Annotated in this window: 13 protein-coding genes; 9 read left to right on the top strand and 4 right to left on the bottom strand. The window is 69.5% G+C overall.

What is annotated here, in order from left to right; genetic code table 11:
• Positions 1-6 precede the first annotated feature (6 nt).
• The 7 genes from ACIBKY_RS15115 (at position 7) to ACIBKY_RS15085 (ending at position 6816) form a co-directional block, all read left to right on the top strand.
• Positions 7-1170: a trans-sulfuration enzyme family protein gene (locus ACIBKY_RS15115; protein ID WP_397097239.1), complete on the top strand. Its 1164-nt coding sequence runs from the start codon at positions 7-9 to the stop codon at positions 1168-1170.
• A 31-nt stretch (positions 1171-1201) separates the two neighbouring features.
• Entirely contained in the window at positions 1202-2455 is a 1254-nt protein-coding gene (locus ACIBKY_RS15110; RefSeq protein ID WP_397097238.1) for an ABC transporter substrate-binding protein, read from the top strand.
• On the top strand, positions 2452-3351 hold the full coding sequence (locus ACIBKY_RS15105) for a carbohydrate ABC transporter permease (RefSeq protein WP_221340486.1): 900 nt from the start codon (positions 2452-2454) through the stop codon (positions 3349-3351). Before ACIBKY_RS15110 ends, ACIBKY_RS15105 begins: the two co-directional genes overlap by 4 nt.
• A complete protein-coding gene (locus ACIBKY_RS15100) occupies positions 3332-4150 on the top strand; it encodes a carbohydrate ABC transporter permease (protein WP_397097237.1) in 819 nt (272 codons plus the stop codon). The genes ACIBKY_RS15105 and ACIBKY_RS15100 overlap by 20 nt, the downstream gene beginning before the upstream one ends.
• A gap of 297 nt (positions 4151-4447) precedes the next feature.
• Positions 4448-4780: a DUF485 domain-containing protein gene (locus tag ACIBKY_RS15095; RefSeq protein ID WP_397097236.1), complete on the top strand. Its 333-nt coding sequence runs from the start codon at positions 4448-4450 to the stop codon at positions 4778-4780.
• A complete protein-coding gene (locus tag ACIBKY_RS15090) occupies positions 4777-6378 on the top strand; it encodes a cation acetate symporter (RefSeq protein ID WP_397097235.1) in 1602 nt (533 codons plus the stop codon). The genes ACIBKY_RS15095 and ACIBKY_RS15090 overlap by 4 nt, the downstream gene beginning before the upstream one ends.
• 66 nt (positions 6379-6444) lie before the next feature.
• Positions 6445-6816: a DUF1801 domain-containing protein gene (locus ACIBKY_RS15085; RefSeq protein ID WP_397097234.1), complete on the top strand. Its 372-nt coding sequence runs from the start codon at positions 6445-6447 to the stop codon at positions 6814-6816.
• A gap of 314 nt (positions 6817-7130) precedes the next feature.
• On the opposite strand, the gene ACIBKY_RS15080 is transcribed toward ACIBKY_RS15085, so the two are convergent.
• A complete protein-coding gene (locus ACIBKY_RS15080) occupies positions 7131-8396 on the bottom strand; it encodes an MFS transporter (RefSeq protein WP_397097233.1) in 1266 nt (421 codons plus the stop codon).
• 31 nt (positions 8397-8427) lie between these two features.
• On the opposite strand from ACIBKY_RS15080, the gene ACIBKY_RS15075 reads away from it, so the two are divergent.
• Entirely contained in the window at positions 8428-9330 is a 903-nt protein-coding gene (locus ACIBKY_RS15075) for an SMP-30/gluconolactonase/LRE family protein (protein WP_379633318.1), read from the top strand.
• Here ACIBKY_RS15075 and ACIBKY_RS15070 read toward each other — a convergent pair.
• Positions 9319-10248: an aldo/keto reductase gene (locus ACIBKY_RS15070; protein ID WP_397097232.1), complete on the bottom strand. Its 930-nt coding sequence runs from the start codon at positions 10246-10248 to the stop codon at positions 9319-9321. The two genes, ACIBKY_RS15075 and ACIBKY_RS15070, sit on opposite strands and share 12 nt — an antisense overlap.
• 68 nt (positions 10249-10316) lie before the next feature.
• Here ACIBKY_RS15070 and ACIBKY_RS15065 point away from each other — a divergent pair, with 68 nt between their 5' ends.
• The gene (locus tag ACIBKY_RS15065; RefSeq protein WP_397097231.1) at positions 10317-11267 is read left to right on the top strand and encodes an alpha/beta hydrolase; all 951 of its coding nucleotides are present in this window, start codon (positions 10317-10319) and stop codon (positions 11265-11267) included.
• Here ACIBKY_RS15065 and ACIBKY_RS15060 read toward each other — a convergent pair.
• Positions 11261-12766 carry an MFS transporter gene (locus ACIBKY_RS15060; protein WP_397097230.1) on the bottom strand — a complete coding sequence of 502 codons (1506 nt, stop codon included), beginning with the start codon at positions 12764-12766 and terminating at the stop codon, positions 11261-11263. The two genes, ACIBKY_RS15065 and ACIBKY_RS15060, sit on opposite strands and share 7 nt — an antisense overlap.
• Entirely contained in the window at positions 12763-13323 is a 561-nt protein-coding gene (locus ACIBKY_RS15055; protein WP_397097229.1) for a TetR/AcrR family transcriptional regulator, read from the bottom strand. The genes ACIBKY_RS15060 and ACIBKY_RS15055 overlap by 4 nt, the downstream gene beginning before the upstream one ends.
• Positions 13324-13339: the final 16 nt, after the last annotated feature.

The following is a 13339-nucleotide window of genomic DNA, read 5'->3' as shown; positions in this document are numbered from 1 at the left end:
GCCCCCATGGATGATGAATGGATCTGCGGACGCCTCGGCGAGGACGAGCCCTGGCTGCTCGGCGCGGTCAACCCGCCGGTGTTCGAGAACTCCCTGTTCACCTTCCGCACGGCCGGTGAGCTGGGCGAGGCGATCAAGGACGAGGACGAGCGCTACGTCTACTGGCGCGGCACCAACCCGACCGTCGACCTGGCCCAGCGCAAGCTCGCCGCGCTGGAGCGGGGGGAGCGGGCCAAGTGCTTCGCCTCCGGCATGGGCGCGATCTCGGCCACGATCTCGTCGCTGGTGTCGGCGGGCGACCACGTGCTGGTGCTGGGCGCCGTCTACGGGCCGACGACCCAGTTTCTGCGCTATCTGGAGAAATTCGGCGTCACGCATACGCACGTCAGCGATCTCGCGGGGTGTGACAGCGCTATCAGGTCGAGCACGCGCCTACTCTACTTCGAGTCGCCGTCCTACATGCGCTACGAGGTCTTCGACATCGCGGCCGTCACGGGCTGGGCCAGGGAGCGCGGCCTCGTCACGGCCATGGACAACACCTGGTCCACGCCCATCTTCCAGAAGCCGCTCACGCTCGGGGTGGACCTGGTGCTGCACTCGCTGTCGAAGTACGTGGGCGGGCACAGCGACCTGGTCGGCGGCGTGGTGGCCGGCCCGTCGCGGCTGATCAGGCCTCTCGCGCTGACCGAGTATCAGCTGTACGGCGCCGCCATGTCACCCCACGACGCCGCCAAGGTGATCAAGGGGCTGCGTACGCTGCCGGTGCGGATGGCCGCGCACCAGGAGCGCGGCCTGGCCGTCGCCGCCTTCCTGGACGAGCACCCGGCCGTCCGGGTGGTCAACCACCCCGGCCTGCCCTCCCACCCCGGCCATATACGGGCGAAGGCCCAGATGTCCGGCTTCTCCAGCCTGTTCAGCATCGAGCTGGACACCGAGTCGCGTGAGGAGGCGGCCGAGTTCCTGGACCGGCTGCGGCACTTCCGCATCGGCGTCTCGTGGGGCGGCTTCGAGTCGCTGGTCAACGTGCCGGCGCTGTCGGTCGAGGAGAGCGTGCGGGCGACCATGGGCATCCCCGTGGGCCTGGTGCGGCTGTCGGTCGGCCTTGAGGCCGCGGACACATTGATCAAGGACCTCGGTCTAGCGCTGGAGGGTGTCGGTCGCCTAGCGTGACTGACAGCGCTGTCACATCTATGGAGGCGTCGTGAAATCCTTCCTTGCCCTTGCCGCCCTCACCGTGCTGCTCGCGGGCTGCGGGTCGTCCTCCGGCTCCGGCCCCGGCGAGGTACGGCTGCGCATGGTCGAGAGCCTGACCAGCCCGGAGCGCACCAAGCTGCTCAAGTCACTGCTCGCCGACTTCGAGAAGGCCAACCCGGGCGTCAAGGTGGAGCTCATCTCGCCGCCGCTGGACAGCGCCGACCAGAAGATCACCCAGATCCTGCAGACGAAGAAGGACCTGGACGTGCTGGAGGTCCGCGACCACACGGCCAAGTCCTTCTCCAACAACGGCTGGCTCGGCGAACTGCCCACGACCGGATGGAGCGGCTGGGCCGGCCTGACCGACCTGACGCAGAAGAAGGCGGTCGAGGTGGGCGGCAAGCCGTACCTCATCCCGTATGGCTTCTACCAGCGCACGCTCTTCTACCGCACCGACTGGGGCATGGCCGCGCCGCCGAAGACCTGGCAGGAGCTGTACGAGGCGGGCAAGAAGATGACCGGCGGCGAGCGGTTCGGCTACTCCTTCCGCGGCGGCAAGGGCGGCGCCGACTACGCCGTCATGATGATCAGCGCCTACAACGGCGAGGCACTCAACCCGGACAAGTCCTTCTACCTGAAGGACAAGCGCACGATCTTCGCCACTCCCGAGGCCGCGCAGGCGCTCGACCTGTTCGTCAAGATCTTCAAGGAGGCCTCGCCGCCGGACTCGGTCTCGTGGGCCTACCCGGAGATGGTGCAGGGCTTCACCTCGGGCGTCACCGGCATGCTCATCCAGGACCCCGAGGTGATCAAGACGGTCGAGGAGAGCGGGGTCAAGGCGTGGTCCACGGCGCCGATCCCGAAGGGCCCGAGCGGCTACGCCTACCAGCCCGTCGGCTACGCCGGATGGGGCGTCACCTCCTTCACCAAGCACCGGGACCAGGCGGTCAAGCTGGTGCAGTTCCTGTCGGAGTCGCAGCAGAGCATCCGCTTCGCCAAGGGCAACTCGCTCATCCCGATCTCCAAGCAGGCGCAGAGCGACCCGCAGTTCTCCCAGGGCGCCTGGAAGGCCTACCTGGAGGCGCAGCAGGACCCCAAGCAGGTGATCACGATCCGGCCCGTGGACTACCCGGGATGGAGTCAGTTCCTCGTCGACTCCGACCGTGACGTGCAGGCCCTGCTGACCGGCAAGAAGAGCACGGCCGACGTGCTCAAGGCCTGGGACGCCTTCTGGGCCGACCAGGCGAAGAAGGTCTCGTGACCAAGAGGGCGTTCACCGGGCGCAGGGCGGCGTTCATCACGCTGTGCCTGCTGCCCGGGATCGTGTTCGTCGTCCTGTTCACCTACTGGCCGATGGTGCGCGGCAGCGTCATGGCCTTCCAGCGCTACAACCTGTTCGACCTGACGCAGACGCCCTTCGTCGGCCTGGAGAACTTCGCCGCGGTGCTGGCCGAGGAGCGGTTCTGGACCTCGCTGCGCAACACCGGCACGTGGGTCGTGGTCTCGCTGTTCTTCCAGTTCGTGCTGGGTTTCGGGCTGGCGTTGCTGCTCAGGAGGCACTTCAGGGGCCGGGGACTCTACCAGGCGTGGGTGTTCTTCCCGTGGGCCATGTCCGGGTTCCTGATCGGGCTGCTGTGGCGGTGGATGTTCAACGGGCAGTTCGGCGTGATCAACGACCTGCTGCTCAAGACCGGGATCATCGACCAGCGCATCGGCTTCCTGTCCACGCCCGGCTGGGCGATGACCTCGGTCATCGTGGCCAACGTCTGGTACGGCACGACGTTCTTCGCCATCATGATCATGGCCGCGCTGCAGTCGGTCCCCAAGGAGCTCTACGAGGCGGCGGGCGTGGACGGCGCCTCCCGGCTGCGCCAGTTCTGGCACGTCACCCTGCCGCACATCCGGCCCACCCTGGCGCTGATCGTGCTGCTGCGGATCATCTGGATCCTCAACTTCCCCGACCTGATCTACTCCATGACCGGCGGCGGGCCCGCCGGCAGCACCGACATCGTCACCACCTTCCTCATCCAGCAGGTCATGGGCGGCGACTACGGCCGGGCCGGCGCCGTCGGGCTGCTGGTCCTGGCGTTGCTGCTGGCCTTCAGCATCTTCTACCTGAACGTGACGAGGTCCGCCGATGGTGAAAAGGCTCGCTAAGGGGACGGTGCTGGGCGCCTGGCTGCTCATCACCGTCTTCCCGCTCTACTGGATCGTCGTCACCTCGCTCAAACCCAAGGCCGAGATCTTCTCGATGCCGCTGAAGTACTGGCCGGCCAACCTCACCTTCGAGCACTACGCGGAGCTGTTCGAGTTCGCCGACTTCGGCCGCTACCTCGCCAACAGCCTGATGGTCTCGCTGGTCGCCGCGGCCGCGGTCACCGTGATCGGCGTCCTCGGCGGCTACACCCTGGCCCGCTTCACCTTCCCCGGCAGGGGCGCGCTGATGCTGGCCTTCCTGGTAACCCAGATGATCCCGCTGTTCATCGCCCTGGGCCCGCTCTACCTGCTGATGTCCGACCTCGACCTGCTCAACCGGCTGGCCGGCCTCATGGTGGTCTACGTCGCCATGCTGGTGCCGTTCTCCACGATCATCATGCGCGGCTTCTACGAACGGGTGCCGGTCGCGCTGGAGGAGGCCGCCCAGGTGGACGGGGCCTCGCGGCTGTCGGCGCTGGTCCGCGTGGTCATCCCGGTGATGCTGCCGGGGATCGCGGCGACGTTCATCTTCGCGTTCGTGCAGTGCTGGAACGAACTGTTCCTGGCCATCACCTTCATCGACAGCGAGGACGCCAAGACGGTGCCGGTCGCCATGAACTCCTTCATCACCCAGTACGACATCGACTGGGGCTCGATGGCCGCCGCCACCGTGGTCTCGGTCGTGCCCACCCTCATCCTGTTCGCCGCGATCCGCCGCTACATCGTCGAGGGCCTGACCGCCGGGGCCGTCAAGGGCTGACGCTGCCGCCGGTCAGGCCCTTCCGCGTGCGGTGCCCGGCCGCCGGCGAGCTTGCTTGATTACACAGGGTAGTTGAGTGTATACAAGTCAAGCGGCCATTTATCTCGAATGCCCGGACTTATCCCGTGAAACGGCGACGGTTACCGCTTATCGCGTCAAACGGACCTTTCACCGCAGGCCATGCCCAACTAAACGCCACGCGGCGGCGGCTCGCCGAACGACGGGACTGTGGACCTCCACGGAGGGTAGTTTGCGCTCTTACCTTGTGCGTGATCCCCATCACACTAAGCGGGAGGCATGGTGACAACACAAGAACACGACGCGTCGGTCTATGAGCGGGTTCAGCAGAGCAAGGAATTCCAGGAGTTGAAGCGCCGGTTCCGCGCTTGGACCTTCCCGATGACGGTCGCGTTCCTCGTCTGGTACCTCCTGTATGTCGTGCTGTCCGGGTGGGCGCGGGACTTCATGGGCATTCAGGTGCTCGGCAACATCAACGTCGGATTGATTCTGGGCCTGCTGCAGTTCGTCTCCACCTTCTTGATCGCCTGGGCCTACTCCAGGCACGCGGAGAAGAAGCTGGACCCGCTGGCCGACAAGCTCCGGCACGAGGTTGAGGAGCAGACCAAGTGAGTTCGTCCACGCTTTCCACGATCCTGTTCCTGACGTTCGTGGCCGCCACGCTCGGCATCACCTTCTGGGCCAGCCGCAACACCAAGACGGCCGCCGACTATTACGCGGGCGGGCGTTCCTTCACCGGCGTTCAGAACGGCCTGGCCATCGGTGGCGACTACATGTCGGCCGCGTCGTTCCTCGGCATCGCCGGCATGATCGCGCTGTCCGGTTACGACGGCTTCCTGTACTCCATCGGTTTCCTCGTGGCGTGGCTGGTGGCGTTGCTGCTGGTCGCCGAGCTCATGCGTAACTCGGGCAAGTTCACGATGGCCGACGTGCTGGCCTTCCGGATGAGCCCGCGCCCGGTCCGCACCGCCGCCGGCGTCTCCACCATCGTCGTCAGCATCTTCTACCTGCTGGCCCAGATGGTCGGCGCGGGCGCGCTGGTCGGGCTGCTGCTCGGCATCACCAGCGCCGAGGCCAAGAACTGGACGATCGTCGCCGTCGGCGCGCTGATGATCGTCTACGTGGTGTTCGGCGGCATGAAGGGCACCACCTGGGTCCAGATCGTCAAGGCCGTCCTGCTCATGGGCGGCGCGGCGCTGATCACCGTGCTGGTGCTGGCCAAGTACAACTTCAACCTCTCGACGCTGCTCGGCGCCGCCACCGAGGCCAGCGGCAAGGGCGCGGCGTTCCTCGAACCCGGCCTCAAGTACGGCACCGAAGCCCAGGGCATCATGGGCAAGATCGACCTGATCAGCCTCGGACTCGCGCTTGTCCTCGGCACCGCCGGCCTGCCGCACATCCTCATCCGCTTCTACACCGTGCCCACCGCCAAGGACGCCCGCAAGTCCGTCCTGTGGGGCATCGGCATCATCGGCACGTTCTACCTGCTGACGCTGGTGCTCGGCTTCGGCGCCGCGGCACTGGTCAAGATCCCCGCCTCGGACACCGCGGGCAACACCGCGGCGCCCCAGCTCGCGGCGGCCATCGGCGAGAACTTCTTCGGCACCGTCGGCGGCACCGTCCTGCTGGCGCTCATCGGCGCCGTCGCCTTCGCCACGATCCTGGCCGTGGTCGCCGGGCTCACGCTGGCCTCCTCGTCCAGCTTCGCCCACGACCTGTACGCCCACGTGTTCAAGAAGGGCAACGCCACCGAGCGCGAAGAGGTCGTCGTGGCCCGGGTCTCCGCCCTGGTCATCGGCGCCGCGGCCATCGGACTCGGCATCCTCGCCCAGGGCCAGAACGTGGCGTTCCTCGTCGCGCTGGCCTTCGCGGTCGCCGCGTCCGGCAACCTGCCGGCGATCCTGTACAGCCTGTTCTGGAAGCGGTTCAACACCGCCGGCGCCGTCGCCGCCATCTACGGCGGCCTGATCTCCTGCCTGATCCTCGTGGTCTTCTCGCCGGTGGTCTCCGGCTCGAAGACCGCGCTGATCAAGGGCGCCGACTTCCACCTCTGGAACCTGTCCAACCCCGGCATCATCTCGATCCCGCTCGGCTTCTTCTTCGGCTGGCTCGGCACCGTGCTCAGCAAGGAGTACAACGCCGCCAAGTACGCCGAGATCGAGGTCCGCTCGCTCACCGGCGTGGGCGCGGAGAAGGCCACCGAGCACTGACCGCGTGGGGCGCCCGGACCCGGGCGCCCCACCCTCCCGGCCGAGCCCGGGAGATAGAGTCTTGTCATGGAAGACCAGGCCGCCGCGCTGCTCGCCACCTGTTCACCGGAGATCCGCACCCTGGCCGGAGCCGCCCGAAACTTCCTGCACCGGCTGCTGCCGGACGCGCAGGAGGAGGTCGACGAACCGGCCCGCCTGATCGCCTACACGTACCAGCCCGGAACGTACAAGGGGCTGATCGTGGCGATCGCCCTGCATCAGGCGCACATCAACCTGATGTTCGCCCGCGGTGCCGACCTGCTCACCCAGGACCCGACCGCGCTGCTGGAGGGAACCGGCAAGAAGGCCCGCCACGTCAAGATCGCCACCGAGTCCCGCCTCTCCGACCCCGACCTCGCCACCCTCGTCTCCGCAGCCGCCCTGATGTCCTCCCGCTGAGCGCGCGCCTTTTTCGGGGCTTTGCGTCTTTTTTGGGGTTACGGCAAGCCCAGCCGACGCCTCCCGCCGCCGTGGGCGGCGCGTCCGTGCGGGGTGCCCGGCAGTCGGACGTGGTCCTCACCGTCACAACGCACGTTTGCCCAGCCGCCGTGCCTTCCGCCGGCCGCCGCACCAACGCGCCGAAGCCCACCGCCCACCTTCCCGCCGCCTCGGCGCGCAAAACCCGCCTGTCGGCCCCTCGCCTCTCGGCCCCTCGCCTCTCGGCCTCCTGGGGTCTCCGGAAGCCTGGGCCCTTGGGGCTGGTGGGGCTCTGGTCAGGGGTTGTCGTGTCCTTTCGGGTCTTCTGGGTCTGGCTGCTCTTCCGGGCTTGGGGGACTGTGGGTGCTGGCTGCAGGCGGAGAGTGGCGGGTGGGACGGAGGGCTATGGCGGTGGCCAGTGTGGCCAGGAGGCCGCCTGCGCCGGCGATGATGAAGGCCGTCGCCGCCGAGGTGGCGTCCAGGAGGAGGCCTCCTGCCACGTAGGAGAGGGCGGCGGCCACGCCTATGGCGCCGTACAGGGTGGCGAAGGTGCGGCCCATCACGTCCGGCGCCACGTTGCGCTGGATCAGGGTGGTGGAGGCCACGTCCATGGCCGCGATCCCCAGGCCGCGGATCGTCTGGATCGCCAGCGCCGCCCCCACCGCCCACGCGAACCCGGTCAGCAGGTTGCCCGCGCTGCTCACCGCGAACCCGGCCACCAGCAACGCGCCCATCTGCGGCGGGACGCGGCGGGCCAGCAGGACGTAGCCGGCCAGCAGGCCGATTCCGGGGCCGGCCAGCAGCAAACCGGCGGACGCCGGGTCGCCCAGGTCGGTGGCCAGGAAGACCAGGGCCACGTCGTCGATGCCGTTGAAGGCCACGACGGCGAAGAAGCCCAGGCCGACGGCTCTGATCAGGCGGTGGCTCAGGATGTAGCGCAGGCCTTCGCGGGTGTCGGACAGCAGGGAGCCCCGGGTGTGCGGTTCGCCGGGCGCCCCGCCGTACCGGATGGCCTTGGTGAGGACGAGACCGGAGACCAGGAAAGTGGCGGCGTCGATCAGCAGGACGGCGCGGATGTCGATCACCGACAGCAGCGCCCACGCGGCCAGCGGGCCGAGGGCTTCGCCGCCGTTGGTGCCGAGGCCGACCGCGGTGTTCGCGCGCTCCAGGTCGCGGTCGGGCACCAGCGACGGCACCACGGAGCGCGAGGCGGCCTGGAACAGCTGGCCGATCACCGCGCGCAGGCCCACCAACGCCAGCAGGACCGGGAGCGGCGGCAGCCAGAGGGCGATCAGCACGACCAGCGCCCCCTGCGCGAACTCGCAGGTGATCATGACGCGGCGGTGTCCGTAGCGGTCGCTGATCGCGCCGGTCAGCGGGGCGAACAGGGCGGGGGCGAAGTCGCCGGCGAGAAGGAGCAGCGACACCGCCAGCGCCTCGCCGGTGGAGGAGGCGACGTAGACCATGAGGGCGACCAGGCTGAGCGAGTCACCGGCGAACGAGACGGAGCGCGAGACCCACAACCATCGGAAGGGGACGTTACCCCGCAGGAGTTGCCACACGGGCTCGATGGTAGAAGGGGGAGTTGTGACGATGGACAGATTCAAGGCGGTTTTCGAGGTACTCGACGAGCGGTTCGCCTTCGACGGCGGCGACGAGTACGTCGAGGTGCTGCACCGCGGCAGCCGCAAGACCGAGGGTCCCGCCTACTTCGCCGCCGGGCGGTACCTGGTGTGGAGCGACATCCCCAACGACCGGCTGCTGCGCTGGGACGAGACGACCGGCGCCGTCGGCGTCTTCCGGCACGGCTCGGGCAACGCCAACGGCAACACGGTCGATCTCGAAGGCAGGCTGGTCACCTGCGAGCAGGGTGCCCGCCGGGTGACCAGGACCGAGCACGACGGGACGATCACCGTGCTCGCCGACAACTTCGAGGGCAAGCGCCTGAACAGCCCGAACGACGTCGTGGTGCGCTCGGACGGCACGATCTGGTTCACCGACCCGCGCTACGGCATCACCGGCTACTACGAGGGCAGCCCCGCCGAGAGCGAGATCGGCGGCGACCACGTCTACCGCCTCGACCCCGCGACGGGCGAACTGCGGATCGCCGCCGCCGGCTTCGTCCGGCCCAACGGGCTGGCCTTCTCGGCCGACGAGTCCCTCCTGTACGTCGTGGACACCCGCGAGCGCCACCTCCGCGTCTTCGACGTGGCAGGCGACGGCGCCCTGTCGGGCGGGAAGGTGTTCGCGGAGAGCTGGTTCGACGGCATCCGCGTGGACTGCCACGACCGGGTGTGGGCCGCCGCCCTCGACGGCGTTCGCTGCTACGCCACCGACGGCACGCTGATCGGCAGGCTGCTGTTGCCCGAGTCCGCCTCGAACCTCGTCTTCGGCGGGCCCAAGCGCAACAACCTGTTCGTCACCAACTCGGCCGGCGACCTGTACTCCATCCGCCTGACGGTCGCCGGCGCCCGGCGTCCCGGCTCAGGCGGCTGAGGCCCCGGCCAGAGCGGCGAGCTCCTCGGCGCCCAGCGCCAGGCGCGCTCCGGCCATCAGCGGCCTGAGCTGCTCCGGGGTGCGGGCGCTGGCGATCGGGGCGGTGATCGTGGGCTGGGCGGCGAGCCAGGCGACGGCGACCGCGGCCGGTTCCACGTCGCGGACGGCGGCGATCTTGGCGAGGGCGTCCAGGACGCGCAGGCCGCGCTCGGTCTTGAGGTACTCGGCCGCCCTGCCCGCCCTGGGGCTGTCCACGGTGACGCCGGGGGCGTACTTGCCGGTCAGGAAGCCGCGGGCGAGCGCGTGGTACGGCGTGGTGGACAGCCCCTCGCGCTCCACGACGTCGCGCAGCGGGCCCTCGAAACCGCGCTCCATCAGATTGTACGCCGGCTGCAGCGCCACATACCTGGCCAGGCCCTCGTCGTCGGAGACCTTCAGCGCCTGCGCCAGGCGTGGGGCGGTGTGGTTGGAGGCGCCGATGTAGCGGACCTTGCCCTCCCGCACCAGCGCGTCGAACGCGGCCAGCGTGTCGGCCAGCGGGGTGCCCTCGTCGTCCACGTGCGCCCAGTAGAGGTCGATCCGGTCGGTACGCAGGCGGCGCAGGCTGTTCTCCACCGCGGTCCTGATGGTCCTGGGCGCCAGGCCCGCCCATCCGGACAGCATGCCGACCTTCGTGGCCAGGACGATGGAGTCGCGGTTGCCGCGCTCGATCATCCAGTCACCGATGATCCGCTCGGCGGTGGACTCCCCGGTCGCCCACGCGGGGTAGACGTCGGCGGTGTCGAGGAAGTTGCCGCCGTCCTCGACGTAGGCGTCCAGGACGGCGTAGGACGCCTCGCGGTCGGCGGTCCAGCCGAAGACGTTGGTGCCGAGGCAAAGAGGAAACACGGACAGGGCCGTGGTGCCGATCGATCTCACCTCGCTATTATCCGCGCATCCAACAGCGGTTCCGCCGTCAGGGCCCGGGTGCCGCGTGAGGAGGGCCGATGCGAGCCCGGATGCGTGGCTGCCTGATCGGGGCGATCCTCGCGGGTGCGCTGTTCGTGCTGGTCGTGATCGCCCTAAGGGCCAATTGGCAGCCCCAAGTAGTGAAAAATCCGGAAAAATCACCGGAGCCCGCGATCGAGGTGCTGGAGGAGAAGCGGCTGGACGAGCGCCGCCTCGAACTCACCCTCCGCTCGCCCGCCCTCGACGCCACCACCAAGGTCCGCCTCCTGCTCCCGAAGGGCTGGGGCGAACGCGCACGCTGGCCCGCGCTGTGGCTCCTGCACGGCGGCCTGGACGACCACACGTCCTGGACCGCCAGGACCGACGTCGACGACCTCACCCGCGACGACGGCCTCATGGTCGTCATGCCCGACGGCGGCCGGTGCGGCAGCTACTCCGACTGGTGGAACGGAGGCGAAGGCGGCCCCCCGAAATGGCAGACCTACCACCTGAAGGAACTCCTGCCGCTCCTGGAGTCCCGCTACCGCGCCGGCCCGGCCAGGGCGATCGCGGGCTACTCCATGGGCGGCCAGGGCGCCATGCTGTACGCCGCCAAGGGCGGCTTCAAGGCCGCCGCCTCCTTCAGCGGCGCCGTGCACATCCTCAGCGACGGCGTCCCCCAGGCGGTGATGGCCGGAACCACACTCGGCTGCCTCGGCACCGACTGGAAGCGCATCTGGGGCGACCCGGGCCGCCAGCGCGCCAACTGGCAGGCGCACAACCCCTACGACCAGGCGGAAAAGCTCAGGGGACTGCGCCTGTACGTGGCCGCGGGCTCCGGCGACCTGGTCGAGGACCTGGCCGGCCGGGCCGCCAGAGCCTTCGCCGGCCGCCTGCGCGAGCTGGACATCCCGGTCACCACCCACTTCTACCGAGGCGGGCACAACCATGCCTTCTGGCAGCGGGAGCTGCGCCGGGCGTACCCGATGCTGAAGCGCGCGCTTCAGTGATGGGCCGCGCCGATGTCGAGCGTGCGCGGCGTCAGCTTCCACACGACCACCGCCGCCAGCAGCATCAGCGCCGCGCCCACCGCTCCCGTCACCGCGATCGAGTCGCCGAAGGCCACCTTGGCCTGCTCGGCCAGCCGCGCGCCCCGCTCACCGAGCGTGGCGGCCACGTCGAGCGCGCCGCCGATCGACTCGCGCACGACCTCCGCCTGGGCTCCGGTGTACGGCAGCGCCGAACGGTAGACCGCCGCCGCGACGCTGCCCAGGACGGCCACCCCGAGCACTCCGCCCACCTCGTAGCTGGTCTCCTCGATGGCCGCGGCGCTGCCCGCCTTCTCCAGCGGCGCGCCCGACATGATCACGGCCGAGGCGATGGCCAGCGAGCCCATGCCCGCGCCGATGAGCAGCAGCGCGAGCGCGACCCAGCCGTAGACCAGCGGAGCCGCGAACAGCACCAGGAACCCGAGCCCCGCCACGACCAGCCCACCGGCCAGCACGGTACGCGCCCCGATCCGCTCCGCCATCGCGGGCGCCAGCGGTGACAGGATCAGCGCGGTGATGGCCGTCGGCAGGAGGCGTACACCCGTCTCCAGCGGCGTGTAGCCCTGGACGAGCTGCATCCACTGGGCCATGAGCAGCATCATCGCGGCCATGGCGATCGAGGTGGTGAGCGCGGCCAGCACTCCGGAGGTGAACGGGCCGCTGCGGAACAGCCTGACCTCCAGCAGCGGGTCGGGGCGGCGCAGGCTGCGCAGGACGAACCAGGTCAGCGCGAGCGCGCCGGCCGCCAGCGACACCAGCGCGGTCGGGTCGGTCAGGCCGTCCTTGGCGAAGTGCTTGATGGAGTAGACGAGCCCGGCCATGCCGACGATCGACAGCACGGTGCCGAGCGCGTCCCAGCGGCCGGGGCGCGGGTTGCGCGACTCGGGCAGCAGGAACAGTCCGGCGAGCACGGCGACGGCCATGACCGGCACGTTCACGAGGAACGCCGCGTGCCAGCTGAAGTTCTCCACCAGGAAGCCGCCGAGGATCGGGCCGAGCGCGCCGCCGACCGCCGCCATGGCCGCCCAGACGCCCAGCGCGGTGGCGCGCTCGCGCGAGTCGGTGAACAGCGCGCGGATCATCGACAGCGTGGACGGCATGATCATGGCGCCGCCCACGCCGAGCAGGGCGCGCACCGCGATCACGGCGCCGGGGCTCTCGGCCCACATCACCAGGACGGAGGCGAGCCCGAACACCCCGAACCCGGTCAGCAGCATCCTCTTGCGCCCCCACCGGTCGCCGAGGGCGCTCACCGTGACCAGCAGGCCGGCCAGGACCAGCGAGTAGACGTCGACCATCCACAGCAGCTGGATGGCGTCGGGGCGCAGGCTGGCCGAGATCGCCGGCAGGGCCACGTTCAGGATGGTCATGTCCATGACGACCAGCAAGAGGCTGGCCGACAGGACGGCGAGTCCGGCCCATCTGCGCTTGTGCGCGACGGGCGCGGTGGTGAGCGTCATGTGGTCCCCCGATAGAACGTTTCAAGGAAGATCCTGGGCAGGTCCCTGCGCGCGACGTCCCCCCGCCGCATGCTCTCCCTCACGGCCACGAGCAGGCCGTACACGAGATTGCTTACCCAGCGCGGCGGCAGGTCCGCGCGCAGCACGCCGGCCCGCTGCGCGGCGGTGAACAGGGCGATCTCCCTCTCCTCCAGCTCGTGCGCGCGGCGCACCAGGTCCTCGTGGCGGTCCGCGGTGTGGTCGGTGAGCGCGAAGCCGTGCTCGTCCGAGTGGGCGAGCGTGACGGTCAGCAGCTCGTCGAGCACCCGTTTGAGCCCGGCGGCGTCGAGGCCGGCGCTCAGGGCCTCGTCGAGGCCCACGGCCGCGTGCGTCTTCGCCCAGGCGTCCATGGCCCGGGAGCTGAGCTCGTACTGCAGCTCGGCGCGGGTGCTGAAGTGCCGGTGCAGTGTGGCGCGACTGATCCCGGCGGCTTGCGCGATCTCCGCCATCGACGCGTTCGGCGCGTGGTTGAGGTGGTGGATCGCCACGGCGACGATCTCGTCACGACTGGCAGCCATCACACATCCTCGTCTT

The sequence above is a fragment of the Nonomuraea sp. NPDC050394 genome, from assembly GCF_044459065.1.
Lineage (GTDB): Bacteria > Actinomycetota > Actinomycetes > Streptosporangiales > Streptosporangiaceae > Nonomuraea.
Note: the sequence above shows the minus strand (reverse complement) of the source record. Positions and strands in the feature narration are given on the sequence as shown.

What these genes read in the sequence shown, in the direction of transcription:
- ACIBKY_RS15085 (WP_397097234.1), top strand. Translation starts at nt 6,445, where the DNA reads ATGGAAGACCAGGCCGCCGCGCTGCTCGCCACCTGTTCACCGGAGATC.
- ACIBKY_RS15115 (WP_397097239.1), top strand. Translation starts at nt 7, where the DNA reads ATGGATGATGAATGGATCTGCGGACGCCTCGGCGAGGACGAGCCCTGG.
- ACIBKY_RS15075 (WP_379633318.1), top strand. Translation starts at nt 8,428, where the DNA reads ATGGACAGATTCAAGGCGGTTTTCGAGGTACTCGACGAGCGGTTCGCC.
- ACIBKY_RS15095 (WP_397097236.1), top strand. Translation starts at nt 4,448, where the DNA reads ATGGTGACAACACAAGAACACGACGCGTCGGTCTATGAGCGGGTTCAG.
- ACIBKY_RS15100 (WP_397097237.1), top strand. Translation starts at nt 3,332, where the DNA reads ATGGTGAAAAGGCTCGCTAAGGGGACGGTGCTGGGCGCCTGGCTGCTC.
- ACIBKY_RS15065 (WP_397097231.1), top strand. Translation starts at nt 10,317, where the DNA reads ATGCGAGCCCGGATGCGTGGCTGCCTGATCGGGGCGATCCTCGCGGGT.
- ACIBKY_RS15060 (WP_397097230.1), bottom strand. Translation starts at nt 12,766, where the DNA reads ATGACGCTCACCACCGCGCCCGTCGCGCACAAGCGCAGATGGGCCGGA.
- ACIBKY_RS15055 (WP_397097229.1), bottom strand. Translation starts at nt 13,323, where the DNA reads ATGGCTGCCAGTCGTGACGAGATCGTCGCCGTGGCGATCCACCACCTC.